At 69.9% G+C, this 20,576-nt stretch carries 21 protein-coding genes; 18 read left to right on the top strand and 3 right to left on the bottom strand.

The features are described 5' to 3' along the window. On the top strand, window positions 1-1,594 hold a 1,594-nt coding region (locus FXF52_RS29775; RefSeq protein WP_148801698.1), incomplete at its 5' end, for a low temperature requirement protein A. A gap of 94 nt (window positions 1,595-1,688) precedes the next feature. Here FXF52_RS29775 and FXF52_RS29770 read toward each other — a convergent pair. Continuing rightward, the gene (locus FXF52_RS29770; protein ID WP_255472476.1) at window positions 1,689-2,969 is read right to left on the bottom strand and encodes an FAD-dependent oxidoreductase; all 1,281 of its coding nucleotides are present in this window, start codon (window positions 2,967-2,969) and stop codon (window positions 1,689-1,691) included. On the opposite strand from FXF52_RS29770, the gene FXF52_RS29765 reads away from it, so the two are divergent. Continuing rightward, window positions 2,931-3,527, top strand: coding sequence for a TetR/AcrR family transcriptional regulator (locus FXF52_RS29765; protein ID WP_148801696.1), 597 nt, complete (start codon window positions 2,931-2,933; stop codon window positions 3,525-3,527). The genes FXF52_RS29770 and FXF52_RS29765 overlap by 39 nt on opposite strands. 208 nt (window positions 3,528-3,735) lie before the next feature. Here FXF52_RS29765 and FXF52_RS29760 read toward each other — a convergent pair whose 3' ends face one another. After that, window positions 3,736-4,695, bottom strand: a complete 960-nt coding sequence (locus tag FXF52_RS29760; protein WP_148801695.1) for a YafY family protein — start codon at window positions 4,693-4,695, stop codon at window positions 3,736-3,738. An 89-nt stretch (window positions 4,696-4,784) separates the two neighbouring features. Between FXF52_RS29760 and FXF52_RS29755 the strand changes: the two genes are divergently transcribed. Beyond that, window positions 4,785-5,345 (top strand): DinB family protein, encoded by a 561-nt coding sequence (locus FXF52_RS29755; protein WP_148801693.1) that lies wholly within the window; start codon window positions 4,785-4,787, stop codon window positions 5,343-5,345. Window positions 5,346-5,863: 518 nt separating this feature from the next. Continuing rightward, window positions 5,864-6,814: a hypothetical protein gene (locus tag FXF52_RS29750; protein ID WP_148801691.1), complete on the top strand. Its 951-nt coding sequence runs from the start codon at window positions 5,864-5,866 to the stop codon at window positions 6,812-6,814. A gap of 524 nt (window positions 6,815-7,338) precedes the next feature. Here FXF52_RS29750 and FXF52_RS29745 read toward each other — a convergent pair. Continuing rightward, the gene (locus FXF52_RS29745) at window positions 7,339-7,656 is read right to left on the bottom strand and encodes a hypothetical protein (protein WP_148801689.1); all 318 of its coding nucleotides are present in this window, start codon (window positions 7,654-7,656) and stop codon (window positions 7,339-7,341) included. A gap of 664 nt (window positions 7,657-8,320) precedes the next feature. Here FXF52_RS29745 and FXF52_RS44210 point away from each other — a divergent pair. The 14 genes from FXF52_RS44210 (at window position 8,321) to FXF52_RS29680 (ending at window position 20,549) form a co-directional block, all read left to right on the top strand. Next, window positions 8,321-8,677, top strand: a complete 357-nt coding sequence (locus tag FXF52_RS44210) for a DUF6225 family protein (protein ID WP_222870755.1) — start codon at window positions 8,321-8,323, stop codon at window positions 8,675-8,677. A 260-nt stretch (window positions 8,678-8,937) separates the two neighbouring features. Continuing rightward, window positions 8,938-9,702, top strand: coding sequence for a BTAD domain-containing putative transcriptional regulator (locus FXF52_RS29740; protein ID WP_187413787.1), 765 nt, complete (start codon window positions 8,938-8,940; stop codon window positions 9,700-9,702). Window positions 9,703-9,986: 284 nt separating this feature from the next. Further along, complete coding sequence (locus FXF52_RS29735) at window positions 9,987-11,885, top strand: phage tail sheath subtilisin-like domain-containing protein (RefSeq protein WP_187413786.1); 1,899 nt, start codon at window positions 9,987-9,989, stop codon at window positions 11,883-11,885. Between the two features lie 7 nt (window positions 11,886-11,892). Continuing rightward, window positions 11,893-12,396, top strand: a complete 504-nt coding sequence (locus tag FXF52_RS29730) for a phage tail protein (protein WP_148801683.1) — start codon at window positions 11,893-11,895, stop codon at window positions 12,394-12,396. 60 nt (window positions 12,397-12,456) lie between these two features. Next, window positions 12,457-13,161 (top strand): hypothetical protein, encoded by a 705-nt coding sequence (locus FXF52_RS29725; RefSeq protein WP_187413785.1) that lies wholly within the window; start codon window positions 12,457-12,459, stop codon window positions 13,159-13,161. 518 nt (window positions 13,162-13,679) lie between these two features. Beyond that, on the top strand, window positions 13,680-14,237 hold the full coding sequence (locus tag FXF52_RS29720) for a hypothetical protein (protein ID WP_148801679.1): 558 nt from the start codon (window positions 13,680-13,682) through the stop codon (window positions 14,235-14,237). Next, entirely contained in the window at window positions 14,234-15,430 is a 1,197-nt protein-coding gene (locus FXF52_RS29715; RefSeq protein ID WP_148801677.1) for a DUF4255 domain-containing protein, read from the top strand. The genes FXF52_RS29720 and FXF52_RS29715 overlap by 4 nt, the downstream gene beginning before the upstream one ends. After that, window positions 15,427-17,397 carry an ATP-binding protein gene (locus FXF52_RS29710; protein WP_148801675.1) on the top strand — a complete coding sequence of 657 codons (1,971 nt, stop codon included), beginning with the start codon at window positions 15,427-15,429 and terminating at the stop codon, window positions 17,395-17,397. Before FXF52_RS29715 ends, FXF52_RS29710 begins: the two co-directional genes overlap by 4 nt. After that, window positions 17,394-17,600: a hypothetical protein gene (locus tag FXF52_RS29705; RefSeq protein WP_148801673.1), complete on the top strand. Its 207-nt coding sequence runs from the start codon at window positions 17,394-17,396 to the stop codon at window positions 17,598-17,600. Before FXF52_RS29710 ends, FXF52_RS29705 begins: the two co-directional genes overlap by 4 nt. Continuing rightward, window positions 17,594-18,229: a hypothetical protein gene (locus FXF52_RS29700; protein ID WP_148801672.1), complete on the top strand. Its 636-nt coding sequence runs from the start codon at window positions 17,594-17,596 to the stop codon at window positions 18,227-18,229. Before FXF52_RS29705 ends, FXF52_RS29700 begins: the two co-directional genes overlap by 7 nt. Then, the gene (locus tag FXF52_RS29695) at window positions 18,226-18,492 is read left to right on the top strand and encodes a LysM domain-containing protein (protein WP_148801670.1); all 267 of its coding nucleotides are present in this window, start codon (window positions 18,226-18,228) and stop codon (window positions 18,490-18,492) included. Before FXF52_RS29700 ends, FXF52_RS29695 begins: the two co-directional genes overlap by 4 nt. Before the next feature lie 91 nt (window positions 18,493-18,583). Further along, window positions 18,584-19,687 carry a phage late control D family protein gene (locus FXF52_RS29690; protein ID WP_148801667.1) on the top strand — a complete coding sequence of 368 codons (1,104 nt, stop codon included), beginning with the start codon at window positions 18,584-18,586 and terminating at the stop codon, window positions 19,685-19,687. Between the two features lie 50 nt (window positions 19,688-19,737). Next, window positions 19,738-20,220, top strand: coding sequence for a phage baseplate assembly protein V (locus FXF52_RS29685; RefSeq protein WP_148801665.1), 483 nt, complete (start codon window positions 19,738-19,740; stop codon window positions 20,218-20,220). Continuing rightward, window positions 20,220-20,549, top strand: a complete 330-nt coding sequence (locus tag FXF52_RS29680) for a hypothetical protein (RefSeq protein WP_148801663.1) — start codon at window positions 20,220-20,222, stop codon at window positions 20,547-20,549. Before FXF52_RS29685 ends, FXF52_RS29680 begins: the two co-directional genes overlap by 1 nt. The last annotated feature ends 27 nt before the right edge of the window (window positions 20,550-20,576 follow it).

Here is a 20,576-nt window from a genome sequence, read left to right as displayed (position 1 = left end):
CAGCCTGCCACCCGCACCCATGATCGTTGGACTCGTCCTGCTCGCACTCGGCCTCAAACGCGCGTTGAGCTCGGTCGAGCCCCCAACCGCCCACCATTGGGACCGGCTGAGCGTGTTCGTTCTCTACGGAGGTGCCCTCCTCTACCTGCTCAGCCTGACGGCCGTCGAGCGCCGCACCATCGGCCTGCTCGGTCGAAGCCCGCTGCTGGGAATCGTCCTGATCATCGCCCTGGCACCGGTCGCGGTTCACCTACCGACCTTGGCCGCGGTGGGCCTGCTCGCCGCCGTCCTCGTCAGCATGGTGCTGGCCGACCTCACCGTGTTCCGGCGGCGCCATCGCGAACTGCACGAGCTGGTCGCGCCGGCGGCTGCCCGTGCCATCGGTACCGGTGTCACCCCGAGGGAGCTCTTCCTCGACCTGGTGGTCGTCTACGCGTTCATCCAGGTCACCGTTCTGATGACCCGGCACCCCTCCGCGGTCGGGGTCGTCCAGGGACTGGCGGTGCTCACCCTGCTCTGGGCTGCCTGGTGCGTCTACACGGGCATCGGTAACGCGCTGCGCAGCGAGTCCATCGTCGCCCGGTTGAGCGTCCTGCTAATCGTGGCGCTGACCCTGACGATCGGTATCGCCATCCCGCAGGCGTTCGACCGGGTTCCGGGGGGCCTGCCCGGTCCCATGATCGTTGTGCTGTGCTACGCCGCGCTCCGCCTGCTGCACCTGGCCGCGTTCTGGCGGGTCGCTGACGCGGCGCTACGCGCACGGGCCTGGCGGGTCACCGTCCCGACCGTGACAGCGCTGATCCTGCTGCTGTTCGCTGCACAGGCCGCCTCCCGACCTCCCGGCCCCGACACAGGCCGGCTCGAAGCCGCCCTCTGGCTCGCGGCCGTCACCGTCGACCTCTCCAGCGGCTACCTCGTCGGGCGGAGGTTCTGGAACATAGGGTCCGCGAAGCACTGGACCGACCGCTACGAACTGATCATCCTCATCGCGCTGGGCGAAGCGATCATCTCGACCGGGGTGGCCGTGTTCGACCGTCCGATCTCCTGGTCGGTCATCCTCGCCATCGCAGCCAACATGATCCTGCTGGCCAGCCTCTGGTGGGCGTATTTCGACACCGACGCCATCGTCGGACACCAAACCATGCAATCCTCGACCGGCAGACAGCGCGCGGCACTGGCCCGAGACGCCTACGCCTTCCTACACCTTCCCATGATCGCCGGCCTGATGCTGCTCGCCTTCGGCCTGCGCAAACTCCTCGGCCTGATCGCCCACCCGTCAAGTACGCACACACCGCTCGGGCACCTGGCCCTCTTCACCGGAGTCATCCTCTATCTCCTGGCCAACCAGGCATTCCGGTGGCGTGTCCGAGGGGACATCCGCCCGGTCCGGATCCTCGGAATCCTGCTCATCGCGGCCCTCGCCCCGATCACCAGCCCCCTGCCCCCGCTTTGGGTGCTGACCATCCTGGCCGCCACCACCGCCACCGTCATAGTGATCGATTCCCAACAGGCCGTCGACCTAAGGCGGCAGCTACGCGAACCGCCGCCATCGGCCATCCTTGCCGACGCCCGACCCATGAAACCCCTTCAGTAACGCGTGCGGCACCCCAGCTTCCGCCGCCCGCTCGACGGGAAGCCGCGCAGCCAGCCAGGCACGCGCAGCCCTCATGCCTATCTTCGGGTCGGTTTCAGCGGTTCTGTCGTTCAATGCCGCGCCGGACGAGGCCGCGGATGCCGGGGAGGGTGATCGCTCGGATTGTGACGTCGTTCATCCAGACGTGGAACTGGCTCGGTGGTGCGTACTGGTACATGCCGCGGCGGGCGAGCGCCTGCCGCTTGATGATCTCGGGTCGCAGGTCGGTCTCCCATTCCGCGAGAGCGGATGGGATGTCGGGGCCGTGCCGCTGCAGGGCGGCGCCGAGTTGGTCGGCGCCGGCGAGTGCTAGGGCGGCGCCGTGCCCGGCGAAGAGGGTGACGCACCAGGCCGCGTCGCCGAGGAGCACGGTGCGGCCGGTGCTCCATCGTGGTATGTCCACCTGGCTGACCCGGTCGAAGTAGGCGCTGGCCGGGTCGGTCTCCAGGTGACGGATCGCCTCGGGTACGCCCCCGGCCAGGTCTCCGAACGCTGCGCGAAGCGCATCCACCGGTCCGCGCTTCAGCTCCCGGCCTGGGTTCGCGCAGCGGTACGTGAAGAAGGCCGAGGACCGTTGCGGGCCCAGGTTGACGATTGCCGCCGTGCGGCCGGGGCCGATGAAGGTCGTGGCGGACGACTCGGGCACGGCCGCTACTGGATGCGTGATCGGGAACGCGGCCACGACGTACGGCAGGTCGACCCGGTGATCGGGGCCGAACATCGCAGTCCGGGTCGCGGAGTGAACGCCGTCGGTGCCGATGAGCAGGTCGGCATCCTCGGTGGTGCCGTCGCTGAGGTTGATCTCTACCCGGTCGGTGTCCTGGTTGATGGAGGAGACGGTGGTGCCGAAGCGGATATCGGCGTTGTCGCGTACCGCTTCGTACAGTGCGGTCTCAAGGTCGCCGCGGAACACCGTCATGGTGCGGGGGCCTAGTGCGGCCTCGGCGACGGCTGAGGGCGCCGTGAGCTTCGGCCGCCCGTCCGCTCGGACCAACACGGTAGTGAACAGGCCCAACGCGCGGTCGGACAGGGCGGGGATCAGCCCGAGCCGCTCGGCGGCGTCGTAGCCCGTGCCGAGCAGGTTCACCAGGTAGCCACCGCTGCGCCGGGCCGGGGCGCGTTCCACGACGAGCGTGTGCCACTCGTCCTGCGCCAGTCGTAGGGCCGTGGCGAGACCGGCTATGCCGGCGCCGACGATCACCGCTCGTTTCATTCGCACTCTCAAGGCCAGAATGAGCAATCGCTCAAACAGTATGAGCATATGCTCATCACCGCGCAACATGCTTAGACTTCGGGCATGCCACGCGGAGTCGCCATCGCCGAACCTCGGCAGCACCTGTTCGCCGCCGCGGAACGCGTGATCGCCGCAGAAGGCCCCAGCCAGCTCACCAGCCGAGCCGTGACCCGCGAGGCCGGCGTCGCCACGGGGCTGCTGTTCGCCCACTTCGCGAACTTCGACGACTTCCTGGTCGGCTACGCGGTCGACCGGAGCTTCCAGATCGCTGGCGCCGCAGCCGGCCTTCCCGGGCGCGCCGGCACCGGCACGGTCGCCGCGAACCTCAGCGAGACAGTCCTCGCGACCCCGTTGATCACCGTGCTCGCTGTCACCCGCCTGACCGCCTCTCGGCCGGCGTTGGCGGCAAACATCGAAGCCGTGCTGGGCAACGGAACCGCCGCACTGCGCCCACTCGAACGCGCAGTCGTCGAATACCTGGTCGCCGAACAACAACTCGAACGGATACCTGCAGGCGCCGACACCGAGGCGCTGGCCCTGGCCGTGGTCGGCGTTCTCCACCACGTCGCACTCACCGACGGAACCGACCCGGCGGCAGATGGCCGCATCCGCCGCACCATGACCGCACTGATCGACGGCTCCCAAGCCGTCACTTCCTGACTCGATCCCGCGCGACCAGGCACCCGCCGCCAACCACCATCCGGATCTGCCGCCGAGCGGGCGTCACCGAGCGTGGTCGCGCTCCCGTGCAGAACGCGTGGACGTAGCCGATGTGCGGATGTTGCCCGCCGGCTACCTGCGGCCGGATTTTCTGCACTTGCGCCCCGCGTGTGGCTATGCCGAGAGCGCGTCGACCGTGGAGGGCGGATCACGCCCTAGCCCGGTTGAATCGGGCACCCCAGTTGTGGATCTGCTCGAGCAGTTCAGGCGGGTCGAGGACGCGAAAGTCGGCGCCGAGCGCGCCCAGTGCCATGGTCGGCCAGTCCAGGGAGTCGGCGGTCATCCGCACTCGGCAATGCTTGGCGTCGAGCTCCTCGACTGTGCCCCACCGACCGATCCGCTCGCGCACGGCTGCGGCCGGGGCGTCGACCAAGGCCTCCACCCGGTACGGGCGGGGCAGGTTGCCGAGACTGGTGCGGACGAACTCGGCGGCGTCGGCGGCGGGCAGGTCGCGGGGCCGGAACCGGGAGCCGGTGCCGCGTGGCGCGGTGAGGCGGTCGATTCGGAAGCTGCGCCAATGGTGCCGGGTGATGTCGTAGGCGACCAGGTACCAGCGGCGGCCGAGGGAGACTAGCCGATGCGGTTCGACGTGCCGGTCGGTGTCCTGGCCGTCGGCGGCGGTGTAGGAGAAGCGGAGGTGTTCGCTGTCCCGGCATGCCAGCGCGACCGCGGTGAGCACGCCCGGGTCGACGCCTGGCCGAGTCGGGCTGTCCCAGCCGGCGGGCAGGGTCATCGCGCGCAGCGCCTCGACTTGGCGCCGTAGCCGGGCCGGCATCACCTGCACCACCTTGGCCAGCATCCGCACGGAAGACTCGGCGAGGCCCTCCACCGAGCTGTGCGCCGCGGCCTGCAGCCCCACGGCTAGGGCCACTGCCTCCTCGTCGTCGACCACCAGCGGCGGCAGTGACGCGCCCGCGGTGAGCTGGTAGCCGCCGTCGACGCCGCGCTGCGCCTCGACCGGGTAGCCCAACTCGCGCAGCCGGTCGATGTCGCGGCGCAGGGTGCGGACGGAGACGCCCAGCCGCTCGGCCAGTTCGGTGCCCGGCCAGTACCGGTGGGTCTGGAGCAAGGACAGCAGCCGCAGTGTCCGAGTGCTGGTGTTCGCCATGATCTCGATTCTTCCCCAATTCAGGCCAGAAAGTGACCGCTACGGTCCCTAGCGTGTCCGTGACCGAACCACCAGGAAAGGCAGAGACCATGACCGTCGACGAAGCGACCACCCGCGACCTGTCCGCCGCGCCCGCCGTCACCGGCGAGCGCGCCGACCTGCTGGCGATGCTGGCCAAGCACCGGCACTTCCTGCGCTTCACCACCCGCGACCTCACCGACGAGCAGGCCGGGAGCCGGACCACCACCAGCGAGCTGTGCCTCGGCGGCCTGATCAAGCACGTCACCTCGGCCGAACGGAACTGGGTGGGCTTCATCCTGGACGGCAAGTCGGCGATGGGGGGTGACTTCACCGACATGACCGAGGCCGACTGGGCCCGACGGGCCGACGAGTTCCGGATGCTGCCCGGCGAGACGCTGGCCGGTGTGCTGGCCGACTACGCCGACGTGGCCCGCCGCACCGACGAACTGGTCGCCACCCTGCCCGACCTGGACGCCACCCAGGAGCTGCCGAAGGCCCCGTGGTTCCAGCCCGAGGACCGGTGGTCGGCCCGCCGGGTGCTGATGCACATCATCACCGAGACCGCCCAGCACGCCGGCCACGCCGACATCATCCGCGAGTCCCTGGACGGTGCCAAGAGCATGGGCTAAGCAGTGGCATGGTGAGGGCGCACTACGGGCGCCCCCCACACCACCAGTACGAGGACGCGGGGCGCCTCCACAAACAGCGCCCCCTCGAAAGGGCGCATCCCTCCCGCGCCCCGAGCCGCAGCAGGAAGCCAACGCCGTTGCCAGCCGGGTCAACGCCTTAGCCGAACCCGGTCGGCCACCTCCATGCCGTCGAACAGACCGCCCTACACCCGCTACAGACTCGATCTGACCTTCGCCTCGCCCCGGCTACGGCTGGTGCTACCCGACACCACCTGCACGACACCGCAGCCCACAACCCTGGCTAACCTACTCGAATCAGTTGCTGCATCAACGCCCGCTATTGCCGTTGCGACACGCCTTGCTCGAGCCGGATGCATCCAACTGCACGTCCGGTTCTGAGGGGGCGGCGGCGCAGCAATGCGCCGCCGCTACCCGGCCCGACCGCGCCCGCAGCGGGCATCCTAAAGTAGCCGATGAGCGCGTGCCCGGAACTCGTTGGAGTGTCATGATCGGCGGCGATGAGCAGCGGTGAGGATTCCGAATTCGTTCTCGATGAGGCACGCCAGCACCACCTGACGCGGGTGAACGGGGTACTTCGTCGCCCTGGCATGTACGGCAGGGACGAGATGGCCGAAAGGCTTCTGCTGGACGCGATGGCCGCCGTGGATGGAAGCTTGAAGCGCTTGTCGGCGGAGTGGGATGGACTACGCGATCGCGACGCGTTCACCGCGACGGGTGTCATGGGCGCCTACAGCAACATCCTTCCGGCAGATGCCTTGCGTGATGCCACGGCCTCCGTCTACGCCGAGATCGCCCACCGCCTCGGCTGGCTCGAGCTGGATAGGGCGTTGTCGGAGGCCGAGTTCCAGCAGTTGAGTAGCGATGTCGGCGAGTGGGTGACGCAGGACCGGATGCTACCCGAGGTCATCGAGACGTTCGGGCCCTCGTCGCTGTGGATCGGCGGAACCAACCCCTTCTACGCCAAGACTCTTGCCTACACCACGGCCGATCCCGACCACGCCCTGATCTGCTTCCACCTGTGGAATGCCTTTGCGAACATCCCAGCTGGGACGGGGCTACGAGGCGTACACCCCGAACCCGTGGTTCTCGCCGTACGTCATCGGCCGGGCAGCTTCCCCGACTCGTTCTCGTTCACACCCGAGGGCCTGCGCCGCAGGCCAACTGCTGACCAGAGCAGCCCGCTCAGGTCGACCGTCTGGATCTTCCACGGTGACCGCGCCCGATACGCCTCTGGGGTGTTCGACACCTTGGACGCCGGACTCGCCTGGGCGGCCGAGCACCACGTGACCGGGATCCTGGCCGAGTACGCTAACGGGGGCGCCTACGACGCCGCGGTCAGCGAAGGCCGCTTCACGCCATCGAAAACGCACCACGGCACCGCGGACCACGTCGCCGCCTTTGGTCCGGGGCTACGTCACATCCACTTGACCGAGGGCCGTCGGGATTAGGGCGTGTCCTGCCGATCTTGGTGGGGCGAGGCGGGACCTCAGGGTGTAGCACGACGTCTCCGACCACGTGGGTGTCTAAGGCCGTCGACGTAGTCGCGAAGCTCTCGTAACCGGCCCGAGTCGAGTACATCGACAAAGACGAGCGCGGGTGATGCTGCTGCCTGGCGCCTCGGGTCATGCGAGTGCCTTGGCGGTGATCTCCGCCGGTGTGAGGGTGGCGTCGATGTGGAGATCAGCTTGCCTGATGCGCGGTGTGCGAATCCGGGCCACCGTGGACGGCAGAGAAGGCCGTGCTGGGCCGCTCAGTGGATTCGGAAGACCGGCGCTGCGGCCGGTGCAATCGAGAGCCGGCGGGACGTGGCCCGCATCAGCGGCAGGAAGGCCGCTCGGCATCTCCGGCATCGAGTCCAGCGGTCCGGCAGGAAGGCCGCGCTGGCGTGCTCGACGAGGGCCAGGGTAGCACCGGGGACCGAGGCGTCAACGTGCCGTGAAACTGCTGTCGAGCCAATTAGGTTCGGCGCTGCCTACAGAACGATGCGGTTGACGACCGATCGCTGAACCGGACCGGTGTACTCGGTGAGGCTGAAGCGGCGATGCCCATCCGTGGGATGCGCGGTAACGGGGACAACGCTCTCGTCTTCGAATCGCAGCGTGAAGACGGGGTCGAGTTCGCACAGGAATGCAAACGCTTCGCGGTCCTCGTCGCTCTCGCTGACCAGGCGACCGTCGGCCTCCCAGCCGCCGGTGGCGGCGACAATCACGACGGCCACCTCGACGCTACCGAGCAGGGTGGATGAGTTCGCCCACCAGTCCAGCCAGCACCGGCCCTCGAAGCGGTCCATGCCGTCATCCTTCCCCAGGGGCGGCGGCGAGGCGGTGGGTGGTCTGGGCGACCCGGACCCCGTTGTCGTGCGAGGCCCGGCCGGCTGCCGGCCGAGTGGGAGAACCTTCCTTACATCCATCAAGGCGGCCCTTGACGGGCCGCATGCGCCGCCGCCTGGGCGCGCGCCGGCCGCTGTCGCTGTCGCTCTGCGGCCGTCACGCCTGATGCCCGGCGGCTGGCGCGGAGAGCGGGGAGCCCGGGGCCGCCGCAGACGGGATAGCGGGGAGAGTGGTGGAGGTTCGTCGCCCGCAGCCGGCCGCGCCGTGCCTGCGCAGCGCGGCGCAGGGAGGGGCGCGCCGGGTCCGCGCGGGCAAGCCCCAAGCATGGGGGCGGTGGCCGCGGAGGGCATGCCTGTCGTCCAGGAGCCGGCTCCGCAGCCGGTCAGGGTCAGGTCAACCGCTCGCCTGGGAGGGGGAGGGGTGGCCGCCGGTGGCCGGCTCCGACCCCGGGAGCCGGGTCCGTGCCGGGCGAGGTTGGGTCAACTGCGCCACTGTGGCGGTGTCCGCCGGGGGCGCGGTCCGTGACACGAGAGCCGACTCAGTCTGTGCCGGCAGCGTCCATACTGCGTCAAGGTCTGCTTGACGCTGTGCGTCCAGCGCAGGTGCGCCAGGTAGCCTCGCTTCATGTCGAGCAGCCACCTTCCGCTGTCAGAAGCTTGGTGGAATGGACCAATCGAGCGGTACCGACATGACGTTGAGAGGTGGACTGTCGGACAGCTACGGGCTGCGCTGGATGGTCTGCCGGATGACATGGTGCTGAGGGCAGAGGTGGCTGATGGCCCGAGTACCGGTCACCCTGACCCGTGGGGCAACGATCAATTCGTAGTCACCGACGCCATCGTCGATGACGGCGATTATCTGAGGTCGGATGAGTTGATCATTCGGGTGGATTATTCCTCTGGTGGGTATGTACGACCCGCGAGTTCAGGACGACCTGAGGCCGACTCTGGCGCCAGACCGACACCAGGCCAAGGCGCGTGATCGGATCATTGCGCAGACCCGGCTCGTCGTGACAGAATGTCTCGCGGATGCGCCATTCTGCACGGTCGCAGTGGCTTGGTTCGCTCATGTAGTGGTCCTGGTTGATGGGTTCGAATCCCGGCGCATTCATTCATGTCGGAAGACCGCTCCCGCGCCTCGGGCGTAAGGGAGCTGTCTTCTTTTTGACGCATCCGTCCGCACTTCCGTTGCGGCGCCTAGCATGGCCGATGGGGCTGTCGTCGGGGTGCGAGGTGGGGGACGTGAGTATCGCCGTCGTCCGGAAACCGTCGCCGGATAGCGATCCTTCGCAATCCACAACGGCGCAGGTCGAGGTGCTGCGGCATTTCCGCATCATCAAGGACGGCTCGGTGCTCGACCTTGGCCACTCCGGTGAGCGACTGGTGGCGTACCTCGCCTTGGAGGACCGGTCCCGGACCCGCGACCAGGTGGCTGCCGCACTCTGGGCGGAGGCCACGCAGCCCCAGGCTGCAGCGAGCCTGCGGCGGGCCTTATCCATCGTTCGACGGCGGGTGCCGGGGTTGGTCCGGCGGGAGACGAACAGGCTCAGCCTCTCCGCCGAGGTGGCCGTCGATGCGCGGGTTCAGCGGGGGTTGATCGACGCCATCACCATCGGCGAGAAGAACACAGCCGACGGCCACGAATTGCGCCTGCTGCGCGAGGACCTCCTACCGGACTGGGACGAGCTCTGGCTTTCGGCCGCTCGTCAGGAATTGCGGCTGCTGCGTCTGCTCAGCATCGAGGCCATCGCCGCGGCGCAACTGGCCGAGCAGCGGCCGGGGGCGGCGTTGGCGATCGTGCTGCTTGCCGTCCGGGATGAGCCGCTGCGTGAGAGCGCGCACCGGCTGGTGATTCAGGCCCACCTTGCTCAGGGCAACCAGGTCGAGGCCGCTCACCAGTACCTGCGCTACCGGAACCTGCTCTGGGAGAATCTCCGGCTGCTTCCGAGTCCCGGGATGGAAGCCCTCGTTCAACCCCTCAGGTGCGAAGCACTGCTTCCGCAATAGATCCTGTGCAGTGGCGCACGCCCATCGATCAAGGTCACCGTTTCGGCCCACGAATCTGCCAGCAGCGGTAGACGTTTGTCCGGGCCACGCTGGCGATCTGGACAGAAATCCTGCCCCGCATGTCCCGGGCGGCCCCCAGTGGAGGCTCGCGTACCCGTCACGAACCACCGCATGACGGACATCAATCACGTCGACGTCACGTTCGCGTCACGCGGGCGGGTCGTTCCGCGGGCGCTGCCGCATACAGGATCGGCCTGGCGCACATAGCGACGTGGAGGACTCCGATGGCGGTGCAGACCACCTATCCGGGCGTGTACATCGTCGAGCAGATGACGAGCTCGCATGCCATTGCCGGTGTCTCGACATCGGTCACCGCTTTCGTCGGGGCGGCTCGCAAGGGGACGCCCGACGTGCCAACACCAATCGACAGCTACGCCGATTTTGTCCGCCAATTCGGCGACCCGATCGACAACGGCGACAATCCCATGGGTCACTGCGTCGCGCACTTCTTCGCGAACGGGGGCAGTCAGGCCATCGTGGTTCGCGCGCTGGCCGCGAACGCTCTGGCGGCCAAGCTGGCTCTTCCGGCCGTCAACGGCATCACTGTGACGCTGACTGCCCGTAGCCGCGGTGCCTGGGCCAACGGGACGGGCACCGGCGCTGCCCAGAATGGCGTCTTCGTCGAGGTGGCACCCGCCGCCATTAACCCCAGCGACCGGTTCACTCTCGTGGTCACGAACTGGGCCCCCGGCACCGGCTCGGCCACCCTGGTCGCGCGGGAGACGTGGCCCGAGCTGTCGATGTCGCCGGGCAATCCGCGGTACGTAGCAGATGTGCTGGCTGGCAGCGCCCTCGTCATCGCGCAGGTGAGCGGCGCTGAGACCGGCGCCGCGGCTGCCGGCCGGTCCGAGGGCAGCAAGGACCTCTCCGCCGGAGTCACCGGTCTGCCGGGCCGGACGCTGCGCATCTCCGTCGACATGGGGCCCGCGGTCGACCACGTGCTCTGGCCAGACGAGGACCCAGCCGACTCGCACGATGTGGACGACCTGATCACGTTCATCAACGCAGCAACGAACGGCTTCCCGGTCACGGCGTCGAAGAGCTCGGGCAAGCTTGTGCTTACCAGCAAGACCACTGGCCCGGACAGCGCGGTCGTCGTCGGCCTGAGCGGCGCCGGCGATGCAAGCAGCATGCTTGGGCTGGGCGTAGCCGCGGGCGGCAAGGAGATCTCCGGCAGTGCCGCCGACCGTCCGGCGGTCGCGGCGGCCAAGGGGCTCGCCGGCGGCATCGACGGCTCGGCGGTGGGGGCCGACAGCATCGTCAGCCCCGCCGAGGGGCAGGGCATGAAGGCGCTCGACGTGCTGAACTTTCCCCGGTTCAACCTGCTCTGTCTGCCCGGCGTTACGACCGCGAACGTCGACGAGGTGAACACGGCACTGGCCTACTGCGCGGACCAGAACGCCTTCCTGCTGGTCGACCCGGATTCGAGCGTCACCAAAGCGAACGCCGCCGGCAAGGCGGCCCTGTTCGCCGCTCAAGGTGCGCACGGCGCCCTGTACTGGCCGCGGCTCATCACCGCGGATTCCACCCACGCCGGACTGCCGCCCTGCGGCGCCGTCGCCGGTGTGATGGCCAGAACCGATGGGGTGCGCGGCGTGTGGAAGGCGCCGGCCGGGCTGACGGCTGGAGTAGCGGGCGCCATCGGCGTCGCCTACCCCACCAGCGACCCGGTCTCCGGCGCGCTCAACCCGTTCGGCATCAACGTGCTGCGCAGCTTTCCCGGAGCGGGCCTGGTCGTCTGGGGCGCGCGAACCCTGGCCGGCTCCGACTTGCGCGGAGACCCCTTCAAATACGTGCCGCTTCGCCGCCTCACCGACTTCATCGAAGCGAGCCTCTACCTCGGTACCCAGTTCGCCGTCTTCGAACCGAACGACCCCGTGTTGTGGGGCCAACTGCGCCTTGCGGTGACCGGATTCATGCGCGGGCTGTTCCGGCAGGGGGCCTTCCAGCAGTCGGAGAGCCACGCCGAGTCCGACAGCTTCTTCGTGACCTGCGATAGCACCGTCAACCCGCAGACGGAAATCGACCTGGGCCGGGTCAACGTCGTGGTCGGATTCGCTCCGCTCAAACCCGCCGAGTTCGTCGTAGTCACCATCACGCACATCGTCAACGGAGAGGGCTGAGCCGGCGATGGCCGAATTCACCGTCAATCCCACTCGTTACGACCCGTACAAGACACACATGTTCCGAATCAAGTGGGACAAGGTCTATGTCGCCGGTCTCTCCAAGATGGGACCGCTCACCCGCAGCACCGCGCCGGTGTCACACCGCGTCGGTGGCGACCCGTCGCACGATCGCCGCAGCCCGGGCCTGACGACGTACACGTCGGTGCAGTTCGATCGCGGCGTCACGCACGACCCCGCGTTCGAGGACTGGGCCAACAAGGTCTCCAGCTTCACCGCCCCGGGCATTTCGCTGCCGGACTTCCGCAAGGATGTCACGGTCGACGTCTTCAACGAGGCCAACCAGTTGGTGCTCAGCTACCACCTCTACCGGTGCTGGGTCTCGGAGTACACCGCTCTGCCCGCGCTTGACGCGGCCACCGCGGCCGTAGCCATCCAGTCGATCAAGATCGAGCTCGAAGGGTGGGAACGGGACACCTCCGTGAAGGAGCCCAAGGAGTTGGTGATCTAGGCCGCGGTGCCGGCCGGCCATCGCTGGATGGTGTAACTCGCCGTGGAAGAGAGGGGTCCGGTGGTGACGCCCGACGTCGTGATGCGGCTGCCGCGCACGCTTGCCGCGCCGCCGCGGATGGTGCTGCTGCGCCTGCTCGAGGACGCCGCGAGTGAGCTGGAGGAGGCGCTGGTGCTGCTGACGGCCTGCGGCGTCCCGGAATGCGCCCACCTTCCGATCGGAGTGATCGACCGTTTGCTCCTCGCCGCGCACCGCGCCGTGGTGGGACGCGATCTGGAGGTGGTGGTGGAGTGTCCGGCGTGCAGAACCCTGAACGAGTTGCCGCTGGGTGCCGCCGACGTGCCGGCGTACGCACCGCGCTGGGCCTGGTGCGGCCCCGGCGCAGGCGTGCGCGAACCGACCGGTGCTGACCTGCTGGGCCTGCCGGACGATCCCGATGCAGCAGCGAGCGAACTGCTGCGGCGCTGCACCGCAGGGCCGACCGACGCTGTCGACGTCCCCCGCACCCACGCCGCTCTGGACCGTGCCGAGCAGTCGCTGTGCGGTGAGGTGCGCGTGGCCTGTATCCAGTGCGAGCAGACGGTCGTGCACCACGTCGACGTGCAGCAACTCGTCGTGGCAGCCGTCGCCCGGGCTGTCGCCCACGTGGACATCGAGGTCCACCTCATCGCCTCCCGCTACGGATGGGACCTCAGCACCATCGAAGCTCTGCCGGAAAGGCGGCGGGTCCGGCTCGCTGCGCTGGCTGCCGGAGCGGCGCGATGACCCTACCTGAGCCCACGCTCCGGCCAAATCACAGCTCGCCGGCGCATCCGCCCGACACGGCGCGGCGAGCATCGGCGGCGACGCCGGGGGTCCCTGCGCAACCGGGGATCACGGCGACGCCGTCGTCCGCAGCACAGGTGATACGAGGGGGCGGCGCCGGGCACGACGTCCCCGTATCGGCTCGGGCACTGGCCGCTCGCGGCCGTCGTTCGTCGACGTCCTCCGCGGTCGCCCCGATCGCCCTGGACAGGTACAGCCGCTCACTGGCAGACAATGGTGCCGAACCGCTGGTGAGCCAAGCCGATTGGGACATCGCCGGCGAGCGCCCGCCGATGACAGAACGATCAACTCCCGGGACCACCCAGCGTCTCCCAGGCCGGCCCGGCTCCGGCGACGTGACCGCCGGCTCGCGCGGGGCCGCCGCGCTGCCCGTGCACACCGACCCGATCAGCCCAGCGGCAGGGATACCTTCCACCGCACGAGCGGCCAGGGACGCGCGGGTTCGCCACCCCAGCAGGGTGGAGGTCGTCAAGGCACTACCGGCGACCCTCGATGCCTATGCCGTGGCCGGTGATGCCGCGGCGGATCGGCGAAGCCGCCGCCTCAGCCCCGACCTGAGCCACCACCTCGAGCGCGGACCGGGGGCCCGTCCGGCTGCCGGACGGGAAGGCGAACAGTCCCGCGGCGGTGACCCGCCGCTGACATCACGTGCGGGCCGCCCGCCTGTGAGTTACGGCGACCTCGGCGACGGCGCCGGGCACGGTCCGCACCCGATGGACCGTGCCCGAGGCGAGACGATGCAGACTCCGGGACCGGACGTGAACGTCGTAGGACAACGGACCCAGCAGGCAGCGGTGCCGGCCCAGCCGGGCGGCCAGGCCGAACCGCATCCGGATCTGACCGCCGTGCATCACGCCGGGCTGCCGGCGCACCCGCCGGTCACGATCGGCGAGATCCATGTGCACCAGGCGGCTCCCGTCCAGGCGCCACCCGACCCCTTGAGCCTGCTCTCGCCCTACGCCGGGGGGCTCACCGCGCGCCGGGGCCCCTGGGCCAATCCGGCTGGTGCCCGATGAGCGTCCTTCCCGCACCCGCACCGGTACTGACCGGCGTCGACGAGGTGCTGGTCGCCATGACCCGGGACGTGGTGGGCAGCAGCATCGGAGTCAGCACCGGACCGCTCGACCGGCCGAAGGACACCACCGCCCGGCTGAACTGGTTCCTCTACCGGGTCACGCCGGCGCCGGCGCTGATCAACATGGAGCCACCGCAGACCGGCTGGACCACCCGCCGGGGACGCCCGCCCCTTGCGCTAACGCTGCACTACCTGCTGTCCGCCGACCCCGGCGAGCTGAATGCCACGGGCAACGAGGTGCCGCCGGCCCACAACGCGCTGACCGCCGTGATGATGCTGCTGCACGAACGCGCGGTGCTGGGCCCGGACACGCTGATCACGTCCAGCCCGGCCAAGACGGTCAGCCAGGTCGTGGCCAACGCCTTCGACGGCCTCGTCGAGCCGTTGCGGATCACGATGGACACGGTGCCCCTGGAGACCATCACCGGGCTGTGGGCCAGCGGCCTGAAGTCGCTTCGGCTGTCCGTGGCCTACCAAGTGAGCCTCGTGATCGTGCCGTCGCCGGTGCCCTTCTCGCCCGGCCCGCCCGTGCAGGAGCGCCGGATCGCGGTCAGTCCATCCGCCGGACCCCGGATCGCCGGTGTCGCGCCCGTCGCGGCCTCGTTCGGCGATCAGATTTCGGTCGCGGTGACCGGGCTCGGCGGGCAGGTCACCGTCACCCTGTCCCGAGCCGCTGGCGACCCGGACGATCCCACCGACGGCCGGCCCGACCCTGCCACCACGCGCAGCACCGGGCCGTGGGCGTTGACCGCTCACCCCACCGCGGCTGGCCTGACCGTGATGCTGCCGAACGCGGAACTGGTGCCCGGCCGCCGGGCGCTGGACGTCACCAACCTGGCCTCGGGCCTGCCTGCCGGAACGGCCGGAGCTGGGCTGACGGTGGCCCCCGCTGTTCGCGGCGCCGGCGCACCACTGCAGCCGGGACAGCAGGCCACGCTCACGGTGGCGCACGTGCTGCCCGAGGGCCGGGTCGCCTTCGGCGGCGTGGCGGTGCCGTACACGCGGATCAACCCGACCACGGTGACCGTGATGGTGCCAGCGGGCGTGGCGGCGTTCGCCGGTCGCCGGATCCCGGTCAGCGTCGAGTCCGGCACGGTCACCGGCCGCCCCCTGCTGCTGGCGGTGGCGCCATGATGCAGGAGCTGCGTCCTCCGGGCGTGCGCACCGGAACCCCGTCCCGTGCGGCGACTCCGGCCGCGCCGGACAGCGTCACCGGAGCGGAAGCTGCGGTCGAGGCAGTGGTACCGGCGGACCTGACCCTCGGCTACCTCAAGCTGCTTCGGGACGCCTTCGAGCGGCTGATGCGCCAGTACCGTCAGATCTGGGACCACGCGGGGGGCCATCCGGAGATGCTGACCGCAGCCGGGATCGGGCTTCGCCCGACTGCTGCCGCGAGGACGGTGCACGAGCCGGTGGACCTCTTCCCGAAGCTGGGGCTGTCGCAGAGCGCAGAGGCCATGATCGCCGCAGCCTGGTGGGCGGTGGCCGACCCGCAGTTGGCAGCGGCGTTCGGGTGGGTCCACGACGACGCTTCTCGCCGCTACCCGAGCTTGTCGGCGCTCAGGCTGCTGCTCGAGCCCGATGGACTGTTCATCCCGCTGGCGCTGCCGCAGGACTCCGGTCCGGTCGCGATCGGCCTGCTGCAGCCGGTCGCCGACGCCGCCGCGCCGGTGCGCCTGACTGAAACTGCCGCGCTGTTGGTCGACGGCTGGCGGCCGCCCGCCGAACCGCCGGTCCCGCTGCCCGCCCGGCTGCGCTCGACGGCCGACCAGGCCTGCCTGCTGATCGCCGCCGGGAACCGGCTCAGCCTGCGGTGCGCGGACGCCGACGATGGCCCCGTGCTTGCCCGGGCCATCGCCGCGCGGCTGGACCGGGCCCTCGATGACGGTAGCGAAAGGCCACCCGCGCAGACCCGGCTGCTGGAGCGGCTCGGCCTCGTGCTGCCCTGGTCAGCCGACGAGACGTCCGGGGCCGTGCTGCGGCTGACGGCGCCGGGCGCTCCGTCCGCACCCGGATGGCAGGTGCTGGACGTCGCCGCGATCGATTCGGCGGGTGTGGCCAAGGCATGGCGTCGGGTGCTGGGATCGGCCGGTCTGGACACCCGCGCCGCGGGCCAACTCTCGGCCCGCATGCGGCTGACCGAAGCAACCATCCAGTCCCTGCATGCGACCGCCCAGGCGGCTGCCGATGTACAACGTCGTCACCTTACCCTGGACGATCTGCACGCGGCCGTACGGCGGCATCCGCAGCACACGCTTAACGGGATGGCCCGGCTCGTTCCACCGTCCCTGCGGCTCGACGACCTGGTGCTGCCGGACGCCACCCGGGCCGGGCTCCGCGACCTGCTGGCGCACGCGCGGCACAGCGACGAGGCGCTGACGGCCTTGCCGGGGGCCGGCGTGCGCGGCCGGGGTGTCGCCGTGCTCCTGCACGGCCCGAGCGGCACCGGCAAGACGGCGGCCACCGAGGCGGTCGCCGCCGAGCTGGATCGCGACCTGTGGATTGTCGACCTGGCCCAGCTGGTGAGCAAGTGGTTGGGGGAGACCTCCCGCAACCTGGACCGCGTGCTGACTGAGGCCGCGCGGGCCGGGGCCGTCCTGCTGTTCGACGAGGCGGAGGGTCTGTTCGGCCGCCGTGCCGAGGTGAACGACGCCCGCGACCGCTACGCGAACCTCGAAATTGACCACCTGCTGCAGCGGATCGAGCTGCACGAGGGCTTGGTGGTGCTGACCAGTAACCGGCCTGCTGCACTGGACGACGGGTTCCAGCGGCGGCTGCGGCTGTCGGTGCGCTTCGAACTGCCCGATCACGTCGCGCGGCAAGCGATCTGGGCGGCGCTGTTGCCCTCCGAGCGGCTCGGCGAAGGCGTGGATCTCGACGACGTGGCCGGCGCCGAGCTGTCCCCGTCGTCGATCCGGGCCGCCGCTCTCGCGGCGCTGGTCTTCGCGACTGACGACGTCCGGGCGGCGGGGCAGACGCAGCCGCGCATCGAGGCCGTCCATCTGCATCGGGCCGTGCAGCGCGAACTGGAAAAGAGCGGCCGGACCTGGGCCCCCGCGGCAGTCGCCGCCGCGGCTGATTTCCGAGGAGGTAACCGATGACGAGTTCCACGGGCGGCCCGCAGATCCCTCGGCTGGACGTCGACGTCGACAGCGCACCCAACCCTGGCCTGATTCGTCCCACCATCGAGGCGGCGCTCGCCGGCCGGGCCCTGCCCGCCGGGCCGGAAACTGCCCTCGCGCAGGCTGTCGCGAACGCCGTCACCGCACTGACCACCACCGCTGGAGGTCCTTCCCGATGCTGATGCGCGGCATGCTGATCTCGTTCTCCGATCCGAACATCGGGTTGGTGCCGACGGCCGTCCCATTCCAGTACAACCCCGCAGAGATCACCCGGACGATCACGGTGGCCGCCGGCGTTGCGGGCGGTCCAGCGCTGCGGGTACCGAACGCCCCGGTCGAGGCGTACACGCTCAAGATTGAGCTGGACGCCGTGGACGCGGTGGACAAGCCGATCAGCGGCCTGATGGGCGTGCAGCCCATGCTCGCGACCATCGAGGCGATGATGGAACCGGCCGACAACCTCGGCGTGCTCGGCGCCATCGGTACCCTGAGCGGTGCGGTGTCCGCGCTGACCGGCGGCAGTGCCAGCGGCGGACCCATCCCCGCGCCGTCGCTGCCACTGGTCGTCCTGGCCTGGAGCCTGACCCGCATCGTGCCGGTGCGGATCACCAGCTTCAGCGCCCACGAGACCGGCTTCAACGCAGGACTCTTGCCGGTGCAGGCCTCAGTCGACCTCGGTCTGACCGTGCTGCGGCCGTCCGACCTGGACAGCGGGCTGAAGATGGCCGGCTTCCTCGCCCAGGCCTACCAGGCCACCCGCAGCACCCTGGCTGTCGCCGGGGTCGCCCAAGGTGTGGAGCTGATGCTATGACCGCCTCCCGATACGCCGGTCAGGCAACGATCAGCGTGCCCCAGGACGACGGGTCGACCCGACCAATGGGCGTTCCGCGGGTCGCCGCCACGCTTCCCGCTGCCATCACCTACCAGGTGCGCGACGGCGATCGAATCGATTTGCTGGCGGCGGCCGGGCTGGGTGACAGCACCGGCTGGTGGCGGATCGCCGACAGCAACCCCTACGCCGACGCGCTGCGCGCCACCGAGCCCGGCACTGTTCTTGCGATACCGGCTGAGTGACGGCCAGCCGTGCGGGTGACGAAGCGAGCCACCACCGGGCCGACCCGGCCGTGGCCGGCTCGGGCCGGCAGGGCGGGCAGGTGACCGAGCGATGAGCGACACGTCCGTGACCGTCTCCCTTGACGGCAAGCCGCTGCCCTCCTCGGCGCTGGATCGTGTGCAGAGCGTCGACGTCAACGAGGCGATGGGCGCGCAGACGCAGGTCAGCATCGTGGTCTCGGCGGGCGTGGACGACACCAGCAACTGGAGCACCCCGCTGGACTCGCTGATCGCCCCGTTCGCGAAGTTTGAGATCGCGATGACCCGCGGCAAGGACTCGCTGGTAGTGCCGTCCCGCGCCACCAGCGCCAGTTGGTCCCTGCAGGCCGGCGCGCTGTCCACCCTGACCATCGCCGGGCTGGACGCAAGCGCAGACCTCGACCGCGAGGAGCACGACAAGCCGTGGGGCGGGGTCAGCGACGCCGACATCGCCAGATCGCTGCTCAGTCCGATCTGCACCCCGCGGGTCGGCACCACCCCGCAGCCCGCCGGGACCGACACGTTCACCCGGCATCAACGCGGCACGGACTGGAGTTTCCTACGCACGCTCGCGTCCCGCAACGATTTCGACGTCTACGTGACCAGCGAACAAGGCCGGCTCATCGGCGTGTTCGACCGCATCGACCCGCTGGCCGAGCCCCAGGCGTCGCTTGACCTGGGCTACGGCTCGCTCGGTGGCGCCACGTCCGTGAGTGTGCAGCTCGTGGCTGGGCAGAAGGTGCAGGTCACGCACAGCGCCGAGGGACAGGCCGAGCAGCAGGTCGCCACAAACGACGGCACCGGTAACGCCATGGGCTCGATCTCGCTGGGCGGCGCGACCACGGTGCTGCGGGACGAGCACGACCTGCCGGGCCGCCTGCCTCCGGACACCGCGGCGCGGGTCCTGGCGGAGAGCTCCGCCTTCGGCGCGAACCTGTCGGTGACGCTGTCGGCGCCGTCCATGCCGCTGGTGCGGGCTCGCCGCACGGTGACCGTCCGCGGGCTGGGGTCGCTGATCTCCGGCCTGTGGCTGGTGAAGTCGGTCCGGCACACGATCACGCCCGGCGGCCACACCCAGGCGTTGTCCCTGACCCGCAACGCGCTGGGCGACAGCTTCAGCTCCGGCGGCGCCCCCGGAAAGCTCGGCGCCGCGGTCAGCATGGCGGTGTCGCTGTGACCGACACGTCGATCGGCAGGGTGGACAAACCGTGATGGAGGGAGGCGGGCATGCCTGACCGGTACTGGGGCAAGTTCGAAGGGGTCGTCGTCGACAACGACGATCCGTCCGGCCTGTGCCGGCTGGACGTTCACGTGCCATCCGTGCTCAGCCAGTCCACCGGCTGGTGCCGGCCATCACTGCCCTACGCGGGTAACGGCTCCGGCTTCGCGCTGGTGCCACCCGTGGGCGCCACCGTGTGGGTGGAGTGGCCCGGCGGTGACCTCGGCAAGCCGCCGGTGTGGTCGGGTGCGGCCTGGACGTCAGGCAACGGCATCGACGGGGCCGGACCCGGGAAGATCTTGCTGGTCAGCCCGAAGGGGCACCGGGTCGAAATCTCGGACGACGACCAGTCGATCACCCTGAAGGCCGCCGGCGGGGCCTCGCTCACTATCAACGCTGACGGCATCGTGCTGGACAACGGGCAGGGCGCCACGGTCGAACTGACCGGCGCCACGGTGGCCCTCAACGGCGAGTCGTTCAAGGTCGGCTGATGGGCGACCCCGTGCTCACGAGCGCCTCGACGATCACCTGCCCGCACGGTGGCCAAGGTTCGATCTTGCCCGGCCAGACCGCGGCATCCGCCGCAAGCGCGATCTGCACGAAGGACGACCGGGTAACCATCGCCGGCTGTGCGTTCACCATCGGGCCCAACCCGAGCCCGTGCGTCTCCGTGGAGTGGAAGACCGCCGTGTCGTCGGTTACCGCGGGCGGCACCGAGATCCTCACGATCGGCAGCACGGGCATCTGCATGAGCGCGGCCAACGTCCCGCAGGGCCCGGTCGTCCTGATCCCCGCGCAGGTGGCGGTGACGGCCCAATGATCCCCGCTGGAAGTCCAGGCTCCGGGA

It is taken from the genome of Micromonospora sp. MP36 (assembly GCF_008119785.1).
Classification (GTDB): domain Bacteria; phylum Actinomycetota; class Actinomycetes; order Mycobacteriales; family Micromonosporaceae; genus Micromonospora.
Note: the sequence above shows the minus strand (reverse complement) of the source record. Positions and strands in the feature narration are given on the sequence as shown.

Bases quoted from the DNA above. Each gene is read 5' to 3' on its own strand.
- FXF52_RS29765 (WP_148801696.1), top strand. From the start codon at position 2,931: ATGCCACGCGGAGTCGCCATCGCCGAACCTCGGCAGCACCTGTTCGCC.
- FXF52_RS29760 (WP_148801695.1), bottom strand. From the start codon at position 4,695: ATGGCGAACACCAGCACTCGGACACTGCGGCTGCTGTCCTTGCTCCAG.
- FXF52_RS29755 (WP_148801693.1), top strand. From the start codon at position 4,785: ATGACCGTCGACGAAGCGACCACCCGCGACCTGTCCGCCGCGCCCGCC.
- FXF52_RS29750 (WP_148801691.1), top strand. From the start codon at position 5,864: ATGAGCAGCGGTGAGGATTCCGAATTCGTTCTCGATGAGGCACGCCAG.
- FXF52_RS29745 (WP_148801689.1), bottom strand. From the start codon at position 7,656: ATGGACCGCTTCGAGGGCCGGTGCTGGCTGGACTGGTGGGCGAACTCA.
- FXF52_RS44210 (WP_222870755.1), top strand. From the start codon at position 8,321: ATGTCGAGCAGCCACCTTCCGCTGTCAGAAGCTTGGTGGAATGGACCA.
- FXF52_RS29735 (WP_187413786.1), top strand. From the start codon at position 9,987: ATGGCGGTGCAGACCACCTATCCGGGCGTGTACATCGTCGAGCAGATG.
- FXF52_RS29730 (WP_148801683.1), top strand. From the start codon at position 11,893: ATGGCCGAATTCACCGTCAATCCCACTCGTTACGACCCGTACAAGACA.
- FXF52_RS29715 (WP_148801677.1), top strand. From the start codon at position 14,234: ATGAGCGTCCTTCCCGCACCCGCACCGGTACTGACCGGCGTCGACGAG.
- FXF52_RS29710 (WP_148801675.1), top strand. From the start codon at position 15,427: ATGATGCAGGAGCTGCGTCCTCCGGGCGTGCGCACCGGAACCCCGTCC.
- FXF52_RS29705 (WP_148801673.1), top strand. From the start codon at position 17,394: ATGACGAGTTCCACGGGCGGCCCGCAGATCCCTCGGCTGGACGTCGAC.
- FXF52_RS29700 (WP_148801672.1), top strand. From the start codon at position 17,594: ATGCTGATGCGCGGCATGCTGATCTCGTTCTCCGATCCGAACATCGGG.
- FXF52_RS29695 (WP_148801670.1), top strand. From the start codon at position 18,226: ATGACCGCCTCCCGATACGCCGGTCAGGCAACGATCAGCGTGCCCCAG.
- FXF52_RS29690 (WP_148801667.1), top strand. From the start codon at position 18,584: ATGAGCGACACGTCCGTGACCGTCTCCCTTGACGGCAAGCCGCTGCCC.
- FXF52_RS29685 (WP_148801665.1), top strand. From the start codon at position 19,738: ATGCCTGACCGGTACTGGGGCAAGTTCGAAGGGGTCGTCGTCGACAAC.
- FXF52_RS29680 (WP_148801663.1), top strand. From the start codon at position 20,220: ATGGGCGACCCCGTGCTCACGAGCGCCTCGACGATCACCTGCCCGCAC.